The 23887-nt window shown below is 59.5% G+C and carries 21 protein-coding genes; 12 read left to right on the forward strand and 9 right to left on the reverse strand.

The genetic code is table 11. The annotated features are described in order from the left end of the window. On the reverse strand, positions 1-178 hold a 178-nt coding region (locus GA0061102_RS32775; RefSeq protein ID WP_208858730.1), incomplete at its 3' end, for a transposase. Positions 179-463: 285 nt separating this feature from the next. Between GA0061102_RS32775 and GA0061102_RS30880 the strand changes: the two genes are divergently transcribed. Both GA0061102_RS30880 and GA0061102_RS30885 read left to right on the forward strand, forming a co-directional pair. Then, positions 464-1924: an FAD/NAD(P)-binding protein gene (locus GA0061102_RS30880; RefSeq protein ID WP_092856253.1), complete on the forward strand. Its 1461-nt coding sequence runs from the start codon at positions 464-466 to the stop codon at positions 1922-1924. A 206-nt stretch (positions 1925-2130) separates the two neighbouring features. Then, positions 2131-2598 (forward strand): RrF2 family transcriptional regulator, encoded by a 468-nt coding sequence (locus GA0061102_RS30885; protein WP_092856255.1) that lies wholly within the window; start codon positions 2131-2133, stop codon positions 2596-2598. A 38-nt stretch (positions 2599-2636) separates the two neighbouring features. Here the strand turns inward: GA0061102_RS30885 and GA0061102_RS30890 are convergent, their stop codons facing one another. Then, the gene (locus tag GA0061102_RS30890; protein ID WP_092856257.1) at positions 2637-3845 is read right to left on the reverse strand and encodes an SfnB family sulfur acquisition oxidoreductase; all 1209 of its coding nucleotides are present in this window, start codon (positions 3843-3845) and stop codon (positions 2637-2639) included. Between the two features lie 195 nt (positions 3846-4040). On the opposite strand from GA0061102_RS30890, the gene GA0061102_RS30895 reads away from it, so the two are divergent. From GA0061102_RS30895 to GA0061102_RS30915, 5 genes are all read left to right on the forward strand, one after another. After that, positions 4041-4625, forward strand: coding sequence for an RBBP9/YdeN family alpha/beta hydrolase (locus tag GA0061102_RS30895; RefSeq protein ID WP_092856259.1), 585 nt, complete (start codon positions 4041-4043; stop codon positions 4623-4625). 396 nt (positions 4626-5021) lie between these two features. After that, positions 5022-6437 carry an FAD/NAD(P)-binding protein gene (locus GA0061102_RS30900; protein ID WP_092856260.1) on the forward strand — a complete coding sequence of 472 codons (1416 nt, stop codon included), beginning with the start codon at positions 5022-5024 and terminating at the stop codon, positions 6435-6437. A 448-nt stretch (positions 6438-6885) separates the two neighbouring features. Next, complete coding sequence (locus GA0061102_RS30905; RefSeq protein ID WP_092856262.1) at positions 6886-9486, forward strand: mechanosensitive ion channel family protein; 2601 nt, start codon at positions 6886-6888, stop codon at positions 9484-9486. Between the two features lie 248 nt (positions 9487-9734). Further along, a complete protein-coding gene (locus GA0061102_RS30910) occupies positions 9735-10565 on the forward strand; it encodes a response regulator (protein ID WP_092856264.1) in 831 nt (276 codons plus the stop codon). A gap of 186 nt (positions 10566-10751) precedes the next feature. After that, a complete protein-coding gene (locus tag GA0061102_RS30915) occupies positions 10752-12083 on the forward strand; it encodes a diguanylate cyclase (RefSeq protein ID WP_092856266.1) in 1332 nt (443 codons plus the stop codon). 38 nt (positions 12084-12121) lie between these two features. On the opposite strand, the gene GA0061102_RS30920 is transcribed toward GA0061102_RS30915, so the two are convergent. The 3 genes from GA0061102_RS30920 to GA0061102_RS30930 all read right to left on the reverse strand — a co-directional run bounded on the left by GA0061102_RS30920 (position 12122) and on the right by GA0061102_RS30930 (position 13970). Then, a complete protein-coding gene (locus GA0061102_RS30920; RefSeq protein ID WP_348641761.1) occupies positions 12122-13141 on the reverse strand; it encodes a GlxA family transcriptional regulator in 1020 nt (339 codons plus the stop codon). A 303-nt stretch (positions 13142-13444) separates the two neighbouring features. Further along, on the reverse strand, positions 13445-13651 hold the full coding sequence (locus tag GA0061102_RS30925) for a DUF1127 domain-containing protein (RefSeq protein WP_092856268.1): 207 nt from the start codon (positions 13649-13651) through the stop codon (positions 13445-13447). Positions 13652-13724: 73 nt separating this feature from the next. Beyond that, positions 13725-13970, reverse strand: a complete 246-nt coding sequence (locus tag GA0061102_RS30930) for a hypothetical protein (protein WP_092856270.1) — start codon at positions 13968-13970, stop codon at positions 13725-13727. 78 nt (positions 13971-14048) lie between these two features. On the opposite strand from GA0061102_RS30930, the gene GA0061102_RS30935 reads away from it, so the two are divergent. Beyond that, the gene (locus GA0061102_RS30935; protein ID WP_208858729.1) at positions 14049-14990 is read left to right on the forward strand and encodes a LysR family transcriptional regulator; all 942 of its coding nucleotides are present in this window, start codon (positions 14049-14051) and stop codon (positions 14988-14990) included. Positions 14991-15175: 185 nt separating this feature from the next. Here GA0061102_RS30935 and GA0061102_RS30940 read toward each other — a convergent pair whose 3' ends face one another. From GA0061102_RS30940 to GA0061102_RS33945, 3 genes are read right to left on the reverse strand one after another with little or no spacing between them, the layout of a single operon-like run. Continuing rightward, positions 15176-16282 carry a methylenetetrahydrofolate reductase gene (locus tag GA0061102_RS30940; protein WP_092856273.1) on the reverse strand — a complete coding sequence of 369 codons (1107 nt, stop codon included), beginning with the start codon at positions 16280-16282 and terminating at the stop codon, positions 15176-15178. 3 nt (positions 16283-16285) lie between these two features. Further along, positions 16286-16864 carry a methylenetetrahydrofolate reductase C-terminal domain-containing protein gene (locus GA0061102_RS30945; protein ID WP_092856275.1) on the reverse strand — a complete coding sequence of 193 codons (579 nt, stop codon included), beginning with the start codon at positions 16862-16864 and terminating at the stop codon, positions 16286-16288. After that, positions 16857-16988, reverse strand: coding sequence for a hypothetical protein (locus GA0061102_RS33945; RefSeq protein ID WP_280949857.1), 132 nt, complete (start codon positions 16986-16988; stop codon positions 16857-16859). Before GA0061102_RS33945 ends, GA0061102_RS30945 begins: the two co-directional genes overlap by 8 nt. Positions 16989-17427: 439 nt before the next feature. Between GA0061102_RS33945 and GA0061102_RS30950 the strand changes: the two genes are divergently transcribed. From GA0061102_RS30950 to GA0061102_RS30960, 3 genes are all read left to right on the forward strand, one after another. Beyond that, complete coding sequence (locus tag GA0061102_RS30950) at positions 17428-18156, forward strand: phosphodiester glycosidase family protein (protein ID WP_208858732.1); 729 nt, start codon at positions 17428-17430, stop codon at positions 18154-18156. Positions 18157-18262: 106 nt separating this feature from the next. Beyond that, positions 18263-19738, forward strand: coding sequence for a glycosyltransferase family 2 protein (locus GA0061102_RS30955; RefSeq protein WP_092856279.1), 1476 nt, complete (start codon positions 18263-18265; stop codon positions 19736-19738). 75 nt (positions 19739-19813) lie between these two features. Then, on the forward strand, positions 19814-22336 hold the full coding sequence (locus GA0061102_RS30960; RefSeq protein WP_245298190.1) for an FkbM family methyltransferase: 2523 nt from the start codon (positions 19814-19816) through the stop codon (positions 22334-22336). A 117-nt stretch (positions 22337-22453) separates the two neighbouring features. Here GA0061102_RS30960 and bmt read toward each other — a convergent pair whose 3' ends face one another. Continuing rightward, on the reverse strand, positions 22454-23431 hold the full coding sequence (gene bmt, locus GA0061102_RS30965; RefSeq protein ID WP_092856283.1) for a betaine--homocysteine S-methyltransferase: 978 nt from the start codon (positions 23429-23431) through the stop codon (positions 22454-22456). A 187-nt stretch (positions 23432-23618) separates the two neighbouring features. On the opposite strand from bmt, the gene GA0061102_RS30970 reads away from it, so the two are divergent. Further along, positions 23619-23887 (forward strand): transposase (locus GA0061102_RS30970; RefSeq protein ID WP_139115127.1); only part of this gene is annotated, 269 nt, incomplete at its 3' end.

Here is a 23887-nt window from a genome sequence, read left to right on the forward strand (position 1 = left end):
GGTAGCCGTTGCGCTGTGCAAGCCGCAGCGGGTTCTTCTCCCCGAACCCTGCACCCGTAGCCGAGCTGACCTCCAGCTCCATCAGCCGTTCGGCCGCAAAGCCGATCATCTCACGCAACAAATCTGCGTCCGCACTCTTCTCAACAAGCGAACGCACGTTCATCATGTCATCGGTCATCAGTGATCTTTCCGTCAGGTTGTGTCTTGAACAACCCGACCCTAGCGGAAAACACTGATGGCCGCCCGCAAAGCCGATCACCCGCTACAGCGCTATGAAAAGCGCGCGGGCGCTCGGCTTTGCTATCTTCCGTCACCTACACCACGTGCCGGGACACAATCAGTTTCGCCGCCGGATGTTATTGTCAATAAAATTTATAGAGTATATCCTTATCGGATACGGCAATTGCGATTGCTCGGCGGGCGATAAGCTCTTCACGCCGATCAGTCCGGAAGGAGTTGGCTATTGACCATTGGCTCTGACCAGCGGGCGCATGATCTGCCCGTTATCGCCATTATTGGCGGCGGGGTATCCGGAACGGCTGTTGCCTTCCATCTGCTGCAGCGACAGTCATTGCGGCCTGGCCAGCTTTTCATATTCGAGCCACGCGAGCGTCTGGGCGCAGGGCTTGCCTATGATACGTCGGATCCTGCTCATCGGATCAATGTACCGGCAGCCAAGATGAGCTTGCTGCCCGATGACATCGAGCATTTTCAACGCTGGCTGCAGGAACACCAGGCGCTTGAGGAGGATGAGACGGCGGTTGCCGCCAATGGCAGTCTGTTTCCGCGCCGTGCCGCTTTCGGCAATTACATCAACAGCATGATAGGTCCGTTCGTCGGCGACGGTCGCGTGACCCATGTCCGGCAGAACGTCGAGCGTATCTCGCGGACGGATCGCTATTGGACGGTTACGGGAGAGGCAGGGCAGAGCGTGGATGCGGATATTCTCATCATCGCCACCAGCCATCCGTCGCCGCTGCCGCCGCAATTGCTGCGGGATACCCTTGCCGGCCATCCGCGCTTCGTTCCGGATCCCACTAAATCGGATGCGCTGACGGCCATCCGCGCCGATGATCGCCTGCTAGTGGTCGGCAATGGCCTGACCTCGGCTGACGTCATAGCTTCCCTCGAGTTGCGGGGGCACCAGGGGCCGATCACTGCCATATCCCGGCGTGGCTTGCGCTCGCGCGGCCATGCGCGCGTCAAGCAGGAGTTGTTCGGCGATTTCGTCGACAGCCCGTCGAAGACAGCGGTCTCGCTGTTGCGGCGTGTACGCGCTGTTATTCGGGAGGCGGAAGGCGCGGGGCGCAGCTGGCACGCTGTCGTCGATCAGGTGCGGGCGCAAGGGCGGCATTTGTGGCTGGCCCTGCCGCTTGAGGAGCGTCGCCGTGTCGTTCGCCATCTGCGGCCTTTCTGGGATGTGCATCGCTTCCGCGTCGCGCCGCAGGTCGAGGCGGTCAGCGAACGGGCAATCGATGCCGGCAGGCTCGAAGTGCTCGCGGCCTCGGTTGCCTCGGTTGAGGTGACGGATGGCGTTATCGATTGCAGGCTGAGGCTCAGTCGGTCCGACCGGAGCATCGACAGGCAATTCGACGCCGTCGTCGTTACCACAGGTCCCGGCCATCGCGGCATTCTGCAATCGCAGGACTGGATCGAGGCACTGGCAAAGACAGGGTTCCTTGCCATGGATCCCATGCGGCTCGGGCTTGCCTGCGATATCCAATCGCGAGCGCTCAATGAGAACGGAACGGTCGTGCCATCGCTATTCATTTCCGGGCCGCTGGCGCGTGGGACCTTCGGCGAACTGATGGGGCTGCCTGAGGTGGTCGAGCATGCGGTTCTCGTCGCCGAGCAGACGGCAGGGGCTATTGCTGAATGTGTGAACGAGCGTCGCAAGGCACAATTGGCCAGTAGCGCCGCTTAAATCCAAGAAAAACCGCAAAATCGTTGCTTGAGCGATACATCTGCCTAAATTTACTCATATAAACTATACAATTTGTGAGTTACTATCTTGTTCGTCCGGGGTGGCGGGGTTACTTCCGCAAACCATGATGACAAGACAGGCCGGTTGAGTCTCTCTCGAAGCAAACCGGGTTTCCGACAATCGACTTTGCAGTGAAGCGGACAGCGATGCTTACGAAAAAAGGGAAATACGGATTGAAGGCGCTGGTGGATCTGGCGCGTCTGGCGCCGGGCGAAACAGCGTTCATCAATGATATTGCCCAGCGCAACAACATTCCGAAAAAGTTCCTCGATACCATCCTGCTCGAACTGCGCAATGCCGGTGTGCTTCGCTCCAAGAAGGGACCGGGCGGTGGCTATTCCCTGTCTCGCCCGGCGGCGGATATCCGCATCGGCCATGTCATCCGCACGCTGGACGGTCCGCTTGCGCCGATCCGCTGCGCCAGCCGCACGGCCTATGAGGCCTGCGATGACTGTTCCGATCCGGAGCGCTGTCAGGTGCGGCGCTCCATGACGGAGGTCCGCGACGCCATTGCCGAAATTCTCGACAACATGACGCTGGAGCAATTCGTCGCCGGAGGCTCGGAGATCGAGATCCAGGAACGGGAAGATTATCGCGCGTCGCATATCGGCTGACGTGACGCCTCCGACACTTCGTCTCAAGAACAGAGCGATCAACGCCTCGACGGCTTGATGCCATTGAGATGATAGTTGCCGACGATATTGTATTTCTGTCGAGCCGGGCCGTGCAGCGTATGAATGCGGGCGTTACGCCAGTGGCGGTCCAGATTGAGGCCAATGCGTGCCGCCGAGGTGCCGGCGAGATCAAACAGCGTATTGGCCGTTTCCATGGCGATCTCGGCCGTCATGGTCTGTGCCGCTGCGACCGACAGTGCCGCATCGATCACATGATCTTCGGTGAGATTGATCTGGGCTGCATCGATCTTGCTGCCGGCGCGTTCCACCATTGCAGTGGCCGCTTCGATACGGACGGCGATCTCGCCTATTCTGGTGACGACCAATGGATCGTCTGCGGCACGCTTGCCATCGCCATCGGGCCATGGATGGGGATTTGCGCGGACAAAGTCGATGGTCGCCATTAGGGCCGATCGGGCGATGCCGAGATTGATGCCGGCATGGGTGAGTTGGCCCACGGCGTCGACGATGGTGGGTTGCCCCAGCTTTTCACCCCGCGAGAGCACCGCATCGGCATTGAGATAGACGTTATGCAGGATGGCCGTACCGTTTCCGGAGGTGCGTTGGCCAAAGCCATCCCAGTCGTCGATGATCTGGATGCCCTCTGTGTTTCTAGGAATGACCGCGACAAAAGCTCCGTTATCGTCGGTGGCGGCGAATATGGCGATCCAGTCGGAAAACAGCACGCTAGGGGAATCGAAGCTTCTGCCGTTGAGGCGATGGCCTAGCCCATCCAAAGTCACCTGCAGAGCGTCTTGACCGGCTGTGCCGACGCCGATTTTCGTAAAGACGCCACCGAAGCGGTCGCCGATGATGGCTCTGGCAAAGAGGGAGGCCTTCTGCTCCTCGCTGCCGCCGATCCGCACGGCTTCCAGCACATGAAAATGCGTCTGCGGAATCTGTGCGATGGAAGGGTCGGCTTCCGCGAGGATGGCGACGACCTCGGTCAGGACGGAATTGGAAATGTCGATGCCGCCATGTTCCGAGGGCACGGAAATTCCAAGCAGGCCGGATTGGGAGAGGGCTTCGATTTCGTCATAGGGCAGCACGCGATTGATATCGCGATCGCTTGCCTGCAGCGCGAAACCGGCGGCGAGCGACCTTGCGATATCGAGCGCTTCCTCTTCGCTTTGAATAGAATGCGCTGGCGGTCTGAGGCGTTCGTGCAACTGCGAAACAGTCCCCATTCATCACTCCATCGGCTGATGCCAGGTCGGTTCTTCAGGCGCGGCAAGTCAATAAGATCTTAATTTCTATAGATGTAGTATACAATGGATTTTCTTTGCTTATTCGCCCGGCGCCGTTCGGCATAATAGGCGTCAAATGGAGAAATTGTAAGCGCACCGCCGGGCAGCGCGGTCGGTTGCAGCCAGGAGATTGCCATGGGCGCGACCTTGATCCTTCCCGGTTTGAACGGCTCTGCAGAGGGCCACTGGCAGCGCCATTGGGCGCGCGACGATGCGTCCGCGACCATCGTGCGGCAGTCCTCCTGGTCGAGACCGGTGCTGGGAGAGTGGCTGCAGGCGCTCGAAAGCGAGCTGGAACGGGTGGGGGACGCCTGGCTGGTCGCGCATAGTCTCGGATGCCTGCTTGCGGCTCATCTCGCCGATCGGCCCGCGGCAAGGCATGTGAAGGGTGCCTTCCTTGTCGCGCCCTGCGATCTCGAGAGGACGGAGCGGTTGCATCCGGGCGTTATCGATTTTGGCGCAATGCCGGCCAATCCGCTGCCATTCAGGAGCCTCGTCGTCGGCAGTCGCGACGACCGCTACATGGATTTTGCCAGGCTTCGGCGTTACGCAGCCTGTTGGGGCAGCGAGCTGCACGATCTCGGACATGCGGGCCATATCAACATCGAAAGCGGCTTTGGACGCTGGCGCGAGGGCTATCAGCTGTTCTCTGCCTTTGCCGGCAGAATAGGCCATCGACCGCAAGGGGCATGCAGTCGCAGGGTGTCTTTTGTGCGATGACGGCATCTGTTTGACCGGCGCAGATTACAAGGCTGACAAGAAAGCACTTGCTAGCGGCGCATTTTCGCGCTTTCATATACGACTAAATAAGTAGACAATAGCAATAATTCCGCTGCCTCCTGATGCTCCGATTTATGGTCATCTGTGCAGCCGATTGCAGGCATCTGGTTTCGGATCGGAGTTGGACCTGCGTGTCGCATCGCTTTCAGGGTGGGATAGAAACCCTGGCTGAAGCGGATGCGCCGAATTTTGAGAACCGATGCGGTTTTGTGCGTTCTGTGTGCCGCAGTTCCTTGCCTGTCAGCGGCCGGATGTCTGAATTCTGTGTTTTGCAGGCCGTAAATTGGGCAAGCCCAGGGAAAGCATGATCGACCAGCTCTCGCTCCAGGAGTTGATATGACGGTTCAGGGATTTTTTTCCGCCAAGGCAAATACGGCGAGCCGGGCCTATGCGATGCCTCGCATCGCCGTAATCGGCCGCGGCTTTTCCGGCATGATGATGGCGATCGCCTTGATGAAGACGGTACGCTTTCCCTTCTATCTGCAGCTTTTCGACCCTAACTCTACTGTCAGTGGCGGCCAGGCGCTGGCCTCTGGACGTAGCAGCGAGATTCTGAACAGCCGCGTTCGCGATCTTTCCGTCTCCGCCGGCGATCCCGATGATTTCAATCAATGGCTTTCCGGCAATGCGCCCTTTCGCAGCGCTGTTCCGGCGGCGATACCCGGCTTTCTGCAGATCTTCGTCCCGAAGAGCATTTTCAGCGACTACGTCTACCAGCGCTTCTCGGAGGCCTTCGCTTCCCGACGGGACGTCACAGTGCAGGTCAGCAGCCAGATGGTCTTCGGGCTCCGGCGCATTCGCGGCGAACGCTTTATGGTGGAGAGTGACGGCGCGGCCAATGCGCCCTTCGACATGGTGGTGCTTGCGACCGGCTATGGTGTGACCGATCAGGATGAGCCGGCCAGCGATCTGGCGAGCATTCCGACGACGGTGCGCGCACGCCGGCTGGTTTCGCGCCCACACACGATCCTGCTCGGCAGCGGCCTGCGCGTCGTCGACCGGCTGCTGCAGATGCGCGACAATGGCTATATGGGCCAGATCACGATTGTCTCGAGGCGCGGTTTCCTGCCGCAAAGCCATACGCGCAACAATGCCGACCCCGTCTTCCCGGCTGACGAAATGCCCGATCAGCTCAGCGGGATCGTCCGTTTTATTCGAAGCGCCTGCCAAGCCGCAGAGGCCGATGGCCAGAACTGGCAATCGATCATGAATGGCTTTCGCAGGCATGCTCGCTCCCTGTGGCGCTCCTTGCCGGCCAGTCAGAAGCAGCAGTTCAATCGTCACCTGAGGGCGCTCTATGACAGCCATCGCAATCGGTTGCCCGAGGCGCTCCATGTCCGCCTGATGCAGGAGTTGGCCGAAGGCAATACCTTGCTGCGGCGCGGCCATCTCATCCGGCGGACGCCGACCGGGCTGGTGCTGAGGCCGGCCGGACGGCAGGACATAGAGCAGCTTTACGCTGACGACGTGATCGACTGTCGATGCCAGGCGCCCAATCTCAATGCACCGTTGTTGCGCAGCCTGATCGATGCCGGTCTCGCGGTGCCGGATGAGCTGGGCCTCGGCCTTGCCGTCGAGGCGACGGGAGCGCTCGAAGTGAACGGTCATACGACGGGAGCGCTCTTTGCCATCGGTCCCCTGGGGCTCGGCAGTCTTCCCGATATCGACCTGGTGCCGGAAATCGTCACGCAAGCCTATGCGGCGGCCGAAAGCATGGCGGAGCGCTTCCATCCGCAATGCAAGGCGGTGTAGCCTCCTCTCGAACATCAAGGGGAAAGGATCGAGTGTATTTCACCTTCTCCAAATTGAGCGTCCGCTGGCATCTGCGCAGCAGGAGCAGATGTGCCCGATCGGCGTCGTCACCGGATCGGTCGGCGAGGTCGCCTTTATCCCGATATAGTTGAAGGGTAGGCAGCGAGATCCCCCATTGTCAGGAACCTTCCTCGGCCTATTTCCGCCAGGCGAAGATGTGGTTGATGCACAGTTTGGCGGAAAGGAATGGACGATATGCGGTTTCGCGGGGGTTTCCGGGGTTAATAAAGGCGAAAATGCCTTTGTGTCGCCTTTCTTTGTCTTACAAGCCGTACGCGTAGGGACTATGAAATTCGCTGTCACAATATAGGACGACTCGGTTCTCATTTTCTGTGGCGATTCTGGTCATCCGTTGCCCAAGACCTAAATCTGCGACGAGGAGCTTTGCTTGCGCCTGTTGAAATTCCGTTTCCCTCTTCTGTCCATTTTGCTGTTGGGGCTGAGCGTTGCCACGACCGCCGTTCCGCTGGTGGGTGCGGATGCATTCGCGCAGGATCAGCAGCCGGCACAGGCACAGCCGGCGGAACAGGCGGACCAACAGTCTCAGCCGGTCGCCAACGGGCTGATCGATGCTGCCATGGCCGACCTGAACAAGGCAAAGAAGGAATACGCGTCCCTACACGACAGCGCAAAGCAGCCGGGCGGCGATGATGAGACGCTGGTGGCGCTTTCCGGACGTGCGGACGAACTCAATCGTTCCGTCACGGCTATATCGGCGCGGTTGAAGCCCCGTAATGCCGAGATCGATGCACGCCTGACACAGCTCGGCCCGGTGCCCAAGGAGGGCCAGCCGCCGGAAGCGGCCATCGTCGCGCAGGAACGCGACCGCCTCAATGCCGAGCGTGCACAGATCAGCGCCCTGATGCTTGATGCCGATAATCTGACCACAGAGGCCAATCGAGTCTCGATGCAGTTGGTGGATAAACGTCGAAAGCTGTTCACCGAGACGTTGCTGAAGCACACCGAAATTTCCGGCAATACGTTTCAGGATGCCGGGTCGGCGCTTGTTGCCGAGAGCCTCAGCTTCAGCGATGCGGTAACCAGTTGGATCGGATTCGTTCTGAAGGCCAAGCTTGGCTCGCTTTTGGCCGCTGTCCTCCTGTCGGCCGGCGCGGCCCTGCTCTTCCTTTCCGGCGGCTACCGCTTGTTTCGCCGCTACTACGTCCAGGACGAAGCCATCGAGAACCCGGCCTATATCAGCCGGCTCTCCGTTGCCTTCTGGTCCACCTTGATCCGCACCATCTCGCTGGCGGCGTTTCTCATTACGTCGTTTTTCTTCCTTTCGAATTTCAATGTGTTGCGGCCGGATATCGCGCCAATATTGGCAGCAGTCTTTGGCTTCATCGGCCTCGTCTATTTCGTCGGGCGCCTGAGCAATGCCGTCTTTGCGCCTTTCCGGCCGCATTGGCGCCTCGTCAAATTGTCGAACAAGGGGGCGTACTCGCTGACCTGGTGTCTGCGGGCGATGGCTGTGGTCAACGGGTTGGATTATGTTTTCGACCGCATCAGCGAGTCGATGGGATCCCCCGTCGTGGTCACCGTGGTGAAGAGCTTCTTTGCCGCCTTGCTGATCGGCGTGATCTTGATTGCGGCTTCGTTCGGTTCGCCGATGCTCGCCAAGAACGGCGATCCCAATGCGCCGGGGCGCCGCTGGCCTCATGGCATGGCGATCATCCTTCGCGTTCTCGGCATATTGGTGATTTTCACCTCGTTCATCGGCTATGTCGGCCTTGCCCGCTTCATGGCAACGCAGATGATCATGACGAGTGCCGTCATCGCGACGATGTATCTCGGCTTCCAGCTCGGCAAGGTGGTCTCCAAACAGGGTGTCTTTGCCGAAACGATCATCGGCCGCTTTCTGGAAAGCCGTCTCAAGCTTGGCGAGGTGGCGCTCGATCAATGCGGCCTCGTCGCTGGGCTTGCGACCTACTCCGTCGCTCTTCTGACCGGCATTCCGCTGATCCTGCTATCCTGGGGCTTCCACGTTCAGGATCTTGAACTCATCGCCTACCGGCTGTTTACCGAGATCAGGATCGGCAACATATCGATCTCGCTGCTCGGCATCTTCGTCGGCATTCTGTTGTTTGCCGGCGGCTATTTGCTGACGCGCTGGTTCCAGCGCTGGCTCGACAGCAATGTTATGGCGCGCGGGCAGGTGGATCTCGGCGTCCGCAATTCGGTGAAGACGGGTATCGGCTATCTTGGCATTGCCGTTGCAGCGATCATCTCGATTTCCGCCGCTGGTATCAACTTGTCGAGCCTGGCGCTCGTCGCCAGCGCCCTTTCGGTCGGTATTGGTTTCGGCCTGCAGAACATCGTGTCGAACTTCGTGTCCGGCCTGATCCTTCTGGTCGAGCGGCCCTTCAAGGTCGGCGACTGGATCGTTTCGGGCACGTCGGAAGGTATCGTCAAGCGCATCTCGGTGCGCGCCACCGAGATCGAGACCTTCCGCAAGCAGTCGATCATTGTGCCGAACTCGGAGCTCATCAATGCTTCGGTCGGCAACTGGACCCACCGCAACAGGCTTGCGCGTTCGGAAATTCCGGTCTCTGTCAGCTTCGATTCCGATCCGCGGAAGGTGATGGAGATCCTGCTGGAACTCGTGCGCGGCGTTCCGAAGATATTGAGAAACCCGGAGCCGCATGTGGAGTTTCTGCGCTTCGGCCCTTCGTCGCTCGATTTCGAAATGCGCTTCTATCTCTCGGATCTTTCCGACGGCATGGAAATCCGCAACAATCTCCGCATCGAGATCCTGAAGCGGTTCCGCGAGGAGGGGATCTCCATTCCCTATCCGCATCAGGAATTGCATATCGTTCGCGGTGGCGCGCGCGGTCAGCGGGCGGATGTCGCCGGGAAACGGTTGACGGATTCAGCTGACGGTCCCGAGACCGAGGACGAGCTGATCGAAAGCCTCGCTTCCCCGGCCGAGGAAAGTGCGCCTGGCGCAAAGAGCACAGGGCGCCGACGCGGCAGAACGGCAGCTGAGTGACGCGGACCAGCGAGGGAGACGCTGTGAGCCCCGCATGGCGCCTCCTCGCATCCGGTCTGAGGATTTCATAGGACCGCCGATGCCGGCTTGGTTCCCCGGGCTCGGCGGCGGCGTGCGTGCTTGGCAACGGGCGCGCTTCGGATGCCCTTTTTGTTCATTTTCGAGAAACCAGTCGACTTAACAAATATTCAAAGGCTTTTGTTTTAGAAAAACTATAGAGGGGCAATTTTCAAAACGGGTTTTTTACTATGTCATTTCTAGGTGTTTCGGGAATGCAGTATTCCGGTGCGTCGCTTGCTGGGTCGCGCATTCTTCTTGTGGAAGATTCCAATCTCTTCAATTCGATGATCCGTGCCCGGATGAGGGAGCTTCTGGACATCGATGTCGAAATCTGCCGCAATTTCGATGAATTGCAGCTCGCCTATGACAAGTCATCGGAACCGATCAAGCTGGCGATTTCCAACATGAATCTGCCCGGTGCCGAAAAGGGCGAGGCTCTGACCTATCTGCTCGATCTCAGCATTCCCACGATCGCCTTCACGGGAACCTTCCTGGAAGGCACGCGCGACGAACTGATCGCCAAGGATGTGGTGGACTACATTCTCAAGGACAATGTATTCGCCGTCGATATGCTGGCAGAATCGATCTGCCGCTTTCTCACCAACCATCGCCATCACGTCCTCATCGTCGATGACAGTGCGACGGCGCGTGCGCTGCTGTCCAGCCGGCTGAAGCGTTACAATTTCCGGGTCAGCGTCGCGGAAAGCGGCTCCAAGGCTCTCGAACTATTGAAGGCCAATTCGGATATCGGCCTCATGATCACAGACTACAATATGCCCGATATGGATGGCTTCGACCTGACGCGCCGCATCAGGGCGACGACCGGCTCGCATGAGCTGCGCATCATCGGCGTTTCGTCATCCAACAACCGGCTTCTCTCGGCACGTTTCCTCAAGGCTGGCGGCAATGACTTCATCCTGCGGCCGTTCATCGATGAAGAATTCTACTGCCGCGTGAATCAAAACCTGGATACGTTGCTGCAGATCCAATCGGCACGTCGAGTCACCGAACCCGCCTGAAACAAGGCGAAGCGGGCGATAAAAATCCTATAAAATGTGAGGAAGATTCATTTTTATGTGAATGTATGCAATCAGTGGTTCCAATTTTTTCACGAATCCTGTTCAGGATACATTGAAGACGGTTTGGCAGACCTGCGATTGACTGAAAATTCATGTGCCGGAAGGCATGGGAGGAATTTAAGGGAAATGGTACTGCATGTGGGATCCCTCGGCGACGGCACAGGCCATCGCAATGGCGGCCAGAAGATACTTCTGGTGGAGGATTCGCGCATGTTTTCCGCCGTGCTGTCGCATCGGTTTGAAACCGAGCTCGGCCTTTCCGTCACCCATTGCTCGTCATTGAAGGCGCTGAACGAGGCGCTGGAGAATGAGGACCGCGGTTTCACCATGGCGGTGATCGATCTTAACCTGCCGGATGCCGCCCATGGCGAGGCACTGGATGTTGCCGTCGCCCACAATATCCCGACCATTGTTTTCACCGCGTCCTTCGACGTAGCGACGCGTAATCGCATCATGGTGCGCCGCGTTGTCGATTATGTGCTTAAGGATAGCGAGTTTGCGCTCGACAACCTCGTTTCGGCTGTGCAACGCGCCATTGCCAATCGCGCGACGCGCGTACTGGTTGTGGACGACCTGCCGTCGGCGCGCAAAATGCTGACGGATCTGCTGCTCGCCCAACAGTACAAGGTTGCCGAAGCCAGCACGGGCGTCGAGGCGCTGGCGATGATCGATCAATTCGATGACATCGAAGTCGTCGTTACCGACTACAACATGCCTGATATGAACGGTCATGAACTGACCCGCCGAATCCGTCATCGCCATGGATCGGATCGGATGCGCATCATCGGCATTTCGTCGTCGAACGATCGTCTGCTGTCCGCGACCTTCCTGAAAGCTGGCGCTAGCGATTTCATCTACCGCCCCTTCGTCCCGGAAGAGTTGCAATGTCGCATCGCGCTGAATGTCGAGACGCTGACCCAGTTGAAGCAACTGCGCGCGGCGGCGGCGAGCGACTATCTGACGGGTCTCTATAACCGGCGCTATTTCTACGATCACGGCCCGAAGCTCGTGAACGAATGCTTGCGCTCTCAGCGGCCCAGTTCGGTCGCCATCCTCGATATCGATCATTTCAAGAATTTGAACGACACCTACGGCCACGAAATCGGCGACCAGGTGTTGAAGGCGGTTGCCGGCCGACTTCAGTCTCTCTTCGAAGGAAGCGAAAACTTGCTATCCCGCCTCGGTGGAGAAGAGTTCGCCATTCTCTTCACGGAGATGAACTCGCGGGCAGCCACGGCGTTGTGCGACGAGGTTCGTCTCAGCCTGGCCAGTCTAAAGGTGCATGCCGACGACGAGGAGCTGTCGGTTACCGTTTCCATCGGCGTCGCCGAGATCGCCGGTTACGAATCCTTCGATAATTATCTCAATGCTGCCGATCAGTTTCTCTACATGGCCAAGCACAACGGCCGTAACCAGGTCTATTCCGATTTCAAAATGTCCGAACAGGCGGCCGAATAGGCCGCCCGTATTATTGGCTGCTCCGGTCTGAGATCTGCTCAGACGACGATGCCGGTGCGGTTAGTCGACATGGTCAGCTTGCGCTCGGCGCGCTCCTGCTGCGGCGAGCGGTTGTAGAGTTCGCGATAACACTTGGAAAAGTGCGAGGCGGATACGAAGCCGCAGGCAACGGCCACTTCCACGACCGGCATGGAGGATTGCACGAGCAGGTGCCGCGCGCGATCCAGCCGGATTTCGAGATAGTAGCGCGCCGGCGAGCGCCCCATTTCCTGGCGGAAGAGCCGTTCGATCTGCCGGCGCGAGAGGCCGGCGTCATCGGCGATCTCCAGCAGCGACAGCGGTTCGGCGAGGTTGCTTTCCATCAATTCGATGATCGACAGCACCTTGGCGTTCTGGACGCCCAGGCGGGCGCGCAGCGGCAGGCGCTGGCGGTCGTGCGGGCTGCGGACGCGGTCGGTCAGCTGCTGCTCGCAGACGCGATTGACGAGGTTCTCGCCGAAATCCTGGCCGATCAGGTTCAGCATCATGTCGAGCGAGGCCGTACCGCCTGCGCAGGTATAGAGATTGCTGTCGACCTCATAGAGATCGGCATAGACCTCGGCCTGCGGAAAGGTCTCGGAGAAGCCTGGCAGGTTTTCCCAGTGGATCGCACAGCGCTTGCCGTTCAACAGACCTGCCTGTGCAAGCACATGTGCGCCCGTACAGAGGCTGCCGACGGCGACGCCGCGATTGTAGGTTTCGCGCAGCCACGCATTGACCGATTTGTTGTTAAACTCCTCGACATAGATGCCGGAACAGACGAGCACCATGTTTGGCCGGTTTTCCCCACCAAGATAGCGCCGCTCGTCGGCGAGTGCCGAGTTGACCTCCAGCCCGATGCCGCTGGAAGAATAGACCTTCTGGCCGTCCGTCGAGGCAAGCCGCCATGTATAGGCGGGGTAGCCCAGCATGCGGTTGGCTATTCGCAGCGTCTCCACTGCAGCGGAAAACGGCAGCATGGTGAAGTGTGGAACGAGGAAGAAAACCAGGGAACGCGTCTTAATCGGAGTCTTGCTCATATCGTGAAAATCCATGCTCCAGGACCATTCTGTATTCCTTGCGTCAAATACGGCGGCTGGATGGTCTGTTAGCGACATTGGCATAGATAATCGCGGCCGCAAAGGAATATTTGCGTTTACTAAGGAAAATACGGCGCTGGGGAAGGGAGGCTGGAGAAAGGCAAGCAATTTGCCTGAAAAGCTAAATATATATGTGGCTAATTCTCAAGATTAATCCGGAATGCGCGCAAAGATGCGCAAATGTTCAAAAGGCGACACCCGTGGGAGTTGAGCGCCGCCTCAGATATTTACGGTCCTGTTCGATCATCGAATGGCCTTCGGATTCTTGGTTTCATCCGCGGCCGGCCAGCCCAGATCCTTGCGTACGTCGTCGGACAGAGACTCGAGCTCGCGCAGCGAGCGCCATTGCTGCCAGCGATGAGCAACATGAGAGAAGAAGGACGTCAAGCTACCACCGGACGGAAGCGATCCCCGCGCCCTGCCAGTGTGTCTGTAAGTGATTGCTGTCATTTTCTGGTTCCTTTCAGCGTTGGATACTCAAAGGGTCGCGACCATTGAGGACAGTATGAACCCGGCCTTCTCATCAATCAAACGAATAGATCTTATAGTTGTCATTAGGATTATTGAACGATCGCACTTTGCCGGACTTTCGTTCGAGAGCGGAGAGGGTGCGATCCGGCGGAAGACCGCGCGCATTCACATCGTCGATCAGATGGGCGGGAAAGCGCGTCGCGATTTCATCGAGCGTGTGCTGTGCCGTCCGTTGGACTCTCCTGACATGCAAAAGGTTTAGAAGGCGAGAGGTTTCGCCGAATGCTGTGTCAGCCATGGTTTTGCTCCTTTACGGCTGCCTGTATCAATCTCACTACGTCTAACATGGTGTTTCATTGACATTCAGACAAATGAAATGATATGGTGTTTAAAATCAGAAAAATTGAAAGGTTCCGATATGACCGCTCCGCTCCGCCGGCCCATACCGTTGCTTGACAATGAAGTTCTGCGCACCTTTGTCGCCATCGCCGAGACCGGCAATTTCTCCACCGCCGCCGATGCGGTCTTCCGTACGCCATCTGCCGTTTCTATGCAGATCAAGAAGCTGGAAGAGCAGCTTGGCGTCATATTGTTCCTGCGCGACGCCCGCTCGGTGAGCCTGACGCAGCACGGAGAAATGCTGCTTTCCTATGCCCGCAACATCCTGGCGCTCTCCAACGAGGCGGTATCGCGCTTCATCATGCCCGAACTCAGCGGCGTGGTGCGGCTTGGCGCACCTGACGATATCGGCGAGCGCCTGCTGCCGACTATCCTGAAGGGTTTTTCGGAAAGCTATCCCGGCATCATGGTCGATGTCGTCGTGGATATGAGCATCCAGCTAAAGAAGCGCATCGAGGAGCAGCGGCTTGACCTTGCGCTGATCAATTGCGCGACGCGACCTTTCCCGACGGAAGGCGAAGTCATCTATACCGAGCGTCTCGTTTGGGCCGGTGCCAAGTGCGGCACCGCCTATCGCCGCGACCCGTTGCCGATCTCCATTTGGGAGGAGGGATGCATCTGGCGCTCCGAAGCCATGGCGCAATTGGAACGGCAGAAGCGGGCTTATCGCGTTTCCTATCTGAGCGCCCATACGATGGCGCAGCGCGCCGCGATCGTCTCAGATCTTGCCGTCGCGCCGTTCCCGCGCTCCTATATCACCGAAGATATGGAGATCCTCGGGCCGAACGAGGGATTGCCGGAGCTGACCTCCTTCGACATTCGCCTTCTGACGGCATCGCAGATGACGGGGCCGATGAAGGCCGTGGCCGACAGCATCCGTCAGGCCTTCGTCGAAATCGGGCGGAAAATGGCTGCATGAGCCGCGGGCGATCACCCGCTATTTGCGTCGACCGTGATGTCTGATGCCGTTCCTTGTGTCGGCGGTAGCCCGCCCAAAGCGGCGATGCGTGTATTGGGCCAACAGTTGATCAGCCCTTGCCTTTACCGAGGCGAGGCCTGTTCGAACGCACATGCTTGCTGCAGGGCGGCCTAAGTCTTTCGATTTCAATCCGCCTTGTGCTGCGGGTGATGGGCGGCTGCCTCGACCATTTCTTGCTGGCGTTCCTCTTGACCCTCGCGGATATGGCCCAGACGCTCGGCGACAAGCACGTCGCTGCGGCTGGCTTCATGTTTCCATGGCTGGCGGCCGCGAAGCACGCCCGATTCATGCACTATTTCTGCGACATATTCTTCCTGGCGGTAGGCCATGACGTGAATGCCGGAAACGCCTTCGATTTCCTTCACCTCGTTGATGATGTCGATGCAGAGCTGCTTACCTTCCTTCTTCTGGTCGGCAGCGCCCTCGATCCGCCGGATGATCTCGTCGGGAATATGCACTCCAGGCACATTTGAGCGCATCCAGCGGGCAGTTCTGGCCGATGCCAGAGGGCCGACGCCGACAAGAATGAAGCACTTTTCGGCGAGGCCGAGGTCGCGTACCTTCTTCATGTATTCCCGAAACATCGGCACGTCGTAGCAATATTGGCTTTGGACGAACTGCGCGCCGGCTTCGATCTTCTTCGCCAGCCGATAGGGCCGGAAGTCGTGGGGTGGCGCAAAGGGATTGATGGCCGCGCCGAGAAAGACCTTCGGCGGCGAGGTCAGCTTGCGGCCGGACAGGAATTTCGCCTCGTCGCGCATGGTGCGCACAGTCTCGAGCAGCGACATGCTGTCGAGATCGAAAACTGGCTTGGCCCCCGGCTGATCGCCGACCTGAACGCCATCGCCGGTAAGGCACAGGATGTTGCACACACCCATGGCGGCCGCGCCGAGCACGTCGCCCTGTATGGCGATGCGGTTCCTGTCGCGGCAGGAGATCTGCATGATCGGCGCATATCCCATGCGGGTCAGCAGTGCACAGATGCCGACGGAGGACATATGGCAGTTGGCGCCGGAAGCATCGACCGCGTTGATGCCGTCGACCCAGCCGGAGAAGATCGCGGCACGCTCGTAGACATCTTCCGGGTTGGCGCTGTCGGGCGGATTGAGCTCCGCGGTCACGGCAAATTCGCCGCGACGCAGCACGCGCTCCAACCGCCCGAGCGAGGAATGGCCGGGCAGGGGATCAAGCGGCAGACCGACTCCCAATGGATTTTCGTCAATCTGCGCCATGGATCAGGCCTTCCTCTTTGTCGCTTGACGCGTCGCGGCAGCTTCCGCCGTGACGCGCAGCCAAGACGAGGTCCCGCGTAGCGACTGGTTCACCGGCGCCTGCACCTTCATTATCGCATCGCCATGGACCATGTTGCTTGCGCCTTTCCAGGCCTGCACCCAAACGCAGGGCATATCAGGCTCGACTTCGCAATTGCCGTTGGCGCGCACGCCGCCACAGGGCCCGTTGCGCAACTGTTTCGGACAGTTCATCGGGCAGGACATGCCGGTCGATGACAGCGCACACTGGCCGCACATACGACAGTCGAACAGGAACCCTTTCACATGACGCTCGACGAAGGCGACTGGCCGCTCGGCGCGTTGATAGCCGATTAACGCCCAAAGTGGATGGAGAAGGAGGAAGAAGCTGGCGAAGCGACCGTAGAACCATTCGAAGAAGCGTGAATGGCGCACCACCCAGAGACGTACCGCATATTTGCGTTGGGTGCTGCGGTCCGGCGAGGCGCTGCCGGGCACGCGGTTGTCGCCGGCGGCTTTCTTCACGGGCGCCGCGGTGTCGGGCTTTTGCATGACGTCAGCCATTGTCGAGGTCTCCGGTCGTTACCGGCCGTCCGTGACCACGAGCGCGTCTCGCCGTCTGCCTGCCTCTTTTGGCGATGATCCGGGCCGGAATGCCCCGCTGGTCAACGGCAATGCGGTCCGCCATGCATAAATCTCCCTTTCATCCGACAATGCACGGCAGCCGATTGCCGGACTGCGCTTGGCACGACGCTGGATGGGCCGAAAAGCGACGGACCGGAAAAGCGTGTCAGCGATCGGCGGCAACGCGTATCGGCCTCCTATGCCGCCGGGTTCGACCTGTTTCCATATCTGTACGCATTCAACATAGCGGCAGGCGCGCGTTCACAGCAACTACTTCCAAAGGTCGAACTAATCTTCCCATGGCGGCTCCACCGTTTGTCGCCGGCCACGAATCTCAGGCGATCGGGTGCACGCGCCAGACCGCGGCGCATGTGTTTCATCAAGTTCCCGATCGTCTGGCCTGCCACCGCGGTATCACCCGATCGTCTTCCTTCTTTCGCCGCAATCGCGTAGCGCTCTGTCGCCTATGTCATGCGTATGGAGTTGCGCGCTTGATTCGATTGATGCTCATCCTTGCCGTTCTTGCCTGCGCCGGCGCTGCGTCAGCCGGTGAAGCGTGCCGTAGGGTCCAGCACCTCGGCGATGGTTACATCGTGTGTACCTACGATCCGGCCGTTGACGATATCCAGCTTTTCCAGAATGATCGCAGCGGCAAGCCTTACGGTTCCTTCCGGGCACTGGAGATTGATTTGCGCCAGGATCGCATCTATGTGCGCTTTGCCATGAATGGCGGCATGTATCTCGACGATCAATCGCCCGTCGGTCTCTTCGTCGAAAACGGTCGCGAGCGGAAGTCGATCAATACGAACAAGGGCTGGGGCAATTTCCATCTGCTGCCGAACGGGATCTTCTACCTCTTGCCGGGGCGGGCGGGCGTGATGGAAAGCAAGGCTTTCGCGGCCTCCGGCATCAAGCCCTTCTACGCGACCCAGTCCGGCCCGATGCTCGTCATCGGTGGCAAGCTCCATCCGTCATTCCTTGCCGACAGCACCAGCTTGAAGATACGAAACGGCGTCGGTGTCGCTGCCGATGGCAGAGTTGTCTTTGCGATTTCCGATGGGCCGGTGCGCTTCCACGACTTCGCGACGCTTTTCCGCGACGACCTCAGCTGCGCAAACGCGCTGTTTCTGGACGGAAGCATCTCCAGCCTCGACATTCCGGAATGGCAAAGGCGCGACAGCTTGTTTCCGCTCGGTCCGATCATCGCCGTGACGCAAATGCTGCCGGGTTGAGCGCGGCAGCGCGCAAGGTTGGAGCCAGCCACATTCGCTAATCGAGGTAGCGGGGGATCTCATATCCTCCGGATGCACATTGTCGGATTGAGGCTTCGAAATATTGATGACGAAAATTGCAAACGAGGCAAAGGCGCTGATCTTCATGACGGCGCGCGATTGCGAAATGTATGTCCGGCAGTCCCTCGCAAGTCTTTCGCGGCAGACGCTTGACGACTTGCATGTTCTTTTTATCGACGATTGCTCCAAGGATGACACCGGCATTATCGCCGCGGCACTTCTGGGCGATCTCTTTCCGGGCCGGCACACCTTCATCCGCAACGATGTGCAATTCGGAAAATCGCGCAACGCCTGGGAGCATCTGAGGCCGCGCACCGGCATGGCCGAGTTCATCGCCGTCCTCGATGGCGATGACCAGCTGATCATGCCCACCATTCTCGAGCGGATGTCGCGGAGCTATGCGAGCGGTCAGGACGTCGTTTGGACGAACTTCATCACCGATGGCGGCGGGCTCGGCGGCAATGGCGCTCTCGACCCCAATCTCTCGCCGCGCCGGCAAGGGTGGAAGACCAGCCATTTCTTCAGCTTCCGCGCATCCTTGCTGGATAATGTTCCCGCGGGCTATTTTCAGGACAATAACGGGCATTGGTTCATGGCCGCCTGCGACATCGCCCTCGCGCTGCCTATCCTCGATCAGACGCGACGCTACGAGTTCATACCGGTCAATGCCCATTGCTACACTGCATCGAATCCCTATTCGCATCACAATCTCGACCCGCAATCGCGCGGCCTGAATTCCACCTCGCAGCAGCGCTCGGCGCAGGACGCCTTCAGCAAGCCGCCGCTGCCGCTGACGCGGCCAGCGCAATCGACGGCACCGCGGGTCGCAGCGCCGGCTTTCACGGGCAATCGCCCGTCCGACGTCGTTTCTGCCGCCGTTACCGTCGGCAGCGCGGATGCCTGGCAGGCGACGGCAAGCGAGATCCTCGTCGCCGGCTATCCGACCCTGCTCGACGCCCAGTGCGCCGCCGGCCGCGATCCGTTCACGCCGATCCAGGTATGGGCGCTTCGCCGCGCGGCGTTTGGACGAACCGATAGGCCGAATATACTGCACATCGGCGCACCGCGTTCCGCATTGGCGCTGGCATCGCTGATATCCGGCCAGGATGCCGGCCTGAACTGCCTGTGCATCACGCCCGAGCAGGTGGGCGATCTCGAAGCGCGTTTCATCACCGGCGGCCTGATGGAGGGTATTTCCATCATCGAGACCGAGACTGCCAATGTGAGTTTCGAGGACGTTTCGGCGATCTTTCCCGATACCCGCCAGATCGGCGAGGAGGTCAAATTCGATCTCGTCGTCGTGGACCTGCAGAATACGTCCTATCCGGCCGAGAGCGCCTTGCTTGCCCTGCCGGCGCTGGCCAGCAACCTGGCGCCCACCGGCTTCAGCCTCTGCCTTTTCGCGCAGGACCGAGCGACCGAGGCACTGGCGGCTCAGCGCTGGGCCAGCGTCAGCGCGGGCTTGAAATTCAGCCTCGACGCCATTGGCGGCAGCGGATTGATGGTCGTCGGCGGCCGCTGACGATGGTCTCCGCCGCACCGACGCGTTGCCGATAAGCCTTTGCCCCCAAACCTTTGCATGTTGGAAAGAACTGCGATGACGCTGCAAGCCATGATCGCCTGTGAAGTGAACAGCTACCGGAATCCGGTCCGGTTCCACCTCCCCAATCCGGACGATCACATTCAAAGGATTATCCTGCAGGACCGCGCCTTCTACGAGCGGGCCATGCTGGAGGATGTCGGCTCCTCATTGCCGGAAGATGCCTTGGTGATCGATGTCGGCGCTTATATCGGCAATCACACGCTCTTCTTCTCCTCGGTTCTCGGTGTCAGAACGGTCGCGTTCGAGCCGAATCCGGCTGCCTTTGCCGCGTTGCAGGCCAATGTCGAGCTTAACAGCATCAACGGGCTGGTGGAGCTTTGCCCGTTTGCTCTTGGCGCCGCTCCGGGTGTCGGGGAGATCGGCAACACGGATCCGACCAATCTCGGAGGCGCGCTTTTCCAGCCGGCCGATCAGGGCTCCATCCAGATGGCGAAGCTCGACGATCTTGTCGGCGATCATCGGGTGCATCTCATCAAGATCGATGTCGGGGGCGCTGAGGCCGATGTGCTTCGAGGCGCCCAGGAAACCATTGCCCGCTCTCGGCCGAAGCTGCTTGTCAGCGCCGGCACCCGCGCGATCCTGGCGGAGGTCGAGGCTGTCCTCCGGCCGCTTGGCTACCGCAAGATACAATTCTACAACGACACGCCGACCTATCTTTTTGAACCGATCCATGCGGAAGCTGCCGCGCCCGTGCGGGTGGTAGATCTGCTCGACCCGCGTCACCTTGAGATGCTGCCGCCGACACGTCAGGTCGTCGCCGGCATGGCGACGGTCGCGGGAAATGAAATTGCCTTGCGCGCTACCGTCATGTCGCTCTTGCCGCAGGTCGATTGTCTCTACGTCTATCTCAACGGCTTCACGCAGGCGCCGCGCTTTATCGCCGACCATCCGAAGATCCGGCATTTCATCGACACCGACGGCAGCCGTTACGGCGATGCCGGCAAGTTCTGGGGGCTGGAGCAGGTCGAGGACGCCGTTTACATCACCTGCGATGACGACATCATCTATCCCGACGATTTCGTCGCTCGCATGGTCGGCGAACTCGCGCAATTGCGCGGTCAGGCCGTCTTCGGCGTCCACGGGGCGATCATCCTGCAGCCGAGCCGGGGTTACTATAAGGATCGCGGCCGCGCGGTCCTTCATTTCGAGCACGCTTTCATGCGCCGTCGTCGGGTTCATGTCGCGGCGACCAATGCCTGTGCTTTCCACTCCGGCACGGTGAAGATGAAGCTCACGGATTTTCGCCATCGCAACATGGCTGATACGTGGCTTGCGCAGTACCTTCATCGCGAAGGCATTCCTGCCTATATCGCGCCGCGAAAGGAAAGGTGGCTGCTGCCGATAGAAGTGCAGCGCCCGACGATCTACGATCAATCGAGCGCCGGCACGGGTTCGGCCTACGACAGCTCGCGGAAGCAGGATGAAGTCTTGTCGTCGATGTACCCGATCTCGCTGCTGCGATCGGACGCTGCAGACGCTTCCTCGATCATCTACCTCGTCGATGCGGACCGGGCCGACGGGTTGGTGGAATTCATCATGGCGGTTGCCGCCCGCGAACGTGATCCGGTTATCTTCGTCACCTGCGATCACGAGACCGAGGATATGCGCAATACGGCGCTTCATCCCGATTTCCTCTGCGAAGTGCACCTTGTTGCACGCAGCGGCGGTCATACGCCCGTATATAAGGAACTGCTGTCGAAATATGCCGAGCGCGTCCGCGCCTGGACACTTCGCAACGGTAGTGAGCTGAAGTTGGCGGACGCCGATGAGTGGGGAACATGGTTCGAGCCGATCGAACCGCTCGTCAATCTTACGCCTGCCGTACCTTCCTTCTTGCAATCGGCGGCAGACAATCGACCGGGCTTCGATTCGGCAAAATACTGGGAGCACCGCTATCTGGCCGGTGGCAATTCCGGGGCTGGTTCCTACAATAGATCAGCGGAATACAAGGCTCTCATTCTCAATGCCTTCGTTGCCGAAAAGCAGTTGGGACATGTCGGGGAGCTTGGCAGCGGCGACGGCAATCAGCTTCGCTATCTGAATTTCGAAAACTACACCGGTTTCGATGTCTCACGCACGGCGATCGATCTTTGCCGGAGCATCCACGGAAGCCGCCCCGGCTGCACCTTCGTCTGGCTTGGCGAACCGCAACTGGAGATGAGCCGATACAACGAAGCGTTCGAGCTGACCTTGTCGCTCGATGTGATCTTCCATCTTATCGAGGAAGATGTGTATCGCGCCTATATCGAGCGGCTGTTTGCCATGTCGAGGCGCTACGTGATCGTCTACGCTTCGAACCACGACGGTCCGGACCGCCATGGCGCCATCCATGTCAGGAACCGGCGCTTCACCGATGACGTTGCCCGCTGGCTACCGGAATGGAAGCTGCTGAAGCACGTCGACAACCCCTACAAGCATCCGTTGATTTCGGAAGCGGATTTCTTTGTCTTCGGCAAGGACGAAGCCGAGGATGTATCCTTCCTGGATGACGTCAACCATACCCCGCTCGGACAATAACGGGTGCGATTTTGCCCGGAAGCATCGGTTTAAGGCAACGCCGGCCGCAATCGTCTTGCGGCCGGCTTTGACGTTTGTGATGCCAGCCGCGCCGCCGCGTTCGCGTTCCGATGCCGATCAATCATATTTGGTGGTCTCGATATGGAGCGGCCCGATCCGTTCGATGATCGTCTCCAATGTGGGGCGAGGGCCGGGCACGTCGCTGTCCAGCGCCTGCCGCATGGCGGCCAGGTGGGCGCAGGACGTACCGCAGCAACCGCCGATGATTTTGGCACCGGCGTCGCGTGCGAGGCGGGCGTAATCGGCCATCAGGCTTGGGCTACCCGGGTAGTGAAGCTCGCCGCCACGATATTCGGGGATGCCGCAATTGCTCTTGACGACGACCGTCGCCGACGGGTCCGCCTCGGTCATGAAGAGCAGGCTCGACAATGTATCGGCTACCCCCGCGCCGCAATTGGCGCCGACGGCGAGCGGTCCTTGGCCTATATCCGTCGCGACGCCGTGAATGTCCCGCGGATGCAGGCCTGCCGTGGTTTTGCCGTCCGCGTGGAATGAAGCCATATAGATATATGGCAGGCCGACCTTGACGGCTGCTGCTGCGGCGGCGCGGATTTCGTCGGGCGACGACATGGTCTCGATCCAGATGAGGTCGGTGCCGCCGGCCTGCAGGCCCTCGACCTGTTCGATAAAGGCTAAAACGGCGTCCTCATAAGCCAGCGTGCCAAGCGGCATCAGCAATTCGCCCGTCGGCCCGACAGAGCCGGCGACGAGGATCGTGCGATCGGCCCTGTCGGCGACGGAGCGCGCGATTTCAGCCGCCCTCTTGTTCAAGCTGTGCACGCGATCCTGCGCATGGCACAGCTTCAAGCGGTAGCGCGTTCCGCCGAAGCTGTTGGTCAGGATGATGTCGGCACCGGAATCGATCAAATGCTGATGCAGCTTTGCGACCAGCTCAGGATGCCGCTCGTTCCAGAGTTCCGGCGCTTCGCCGATCTCAAGGCCCATGGTGAAAAGGTTTGTGGCCATGGCGCCGTCGGCCAGCAGAACGCCTTTTTCGGCAAGGAGATCGGCGAGGGGGTTGGCGGTGACGGTCATTGCCTCTCCTCGGACAGGCGGGCGCTCGGATGCAGAGCGCAAATATGGGCGCTTCTGCATTTCGGTGCAATGAGCGAACGGCCTTGGAGCAAGATCCAGCCTGCTCATAAAAAGAAAGCGCCCTTGCGGGCGCTCAGACTGCTGACAAACCTCTGGCTTTGGCCGGAGGTTTTTGATTCAATGGGACATGTTGAAGAAACCTTGTGCCGAACAGACGGGTCTCGAGATGGTGACGCTCGACAGCCTGGTGCCGAGAGATCATCTGCTTCGCAAGATCGATGCGGTGATCGACTTTACTTTCATCCATGATCGCGTTGCGGGATTGTATTGCGCCGACAACGGCCGGCCGCCGCTCGATCCGACATTGATGTTCAAGGCGCTGTTCATCGGTTATCTTTTCGGCATCCGCTCGGAACGTCAGCTGGTGCGCGAGATCGAGGTCAATGTCGCCTATCG

Origin of the sequence: Martinezella miluonensis (assembly GCF_900094545.1) — a bacterium.
Lineage (GTDB): Bacteria > Pseudomonadota > Alphaproteobacteria > Rhizobiales > Rhizobiaceae > Rhizobium > Rhizobium miluonense.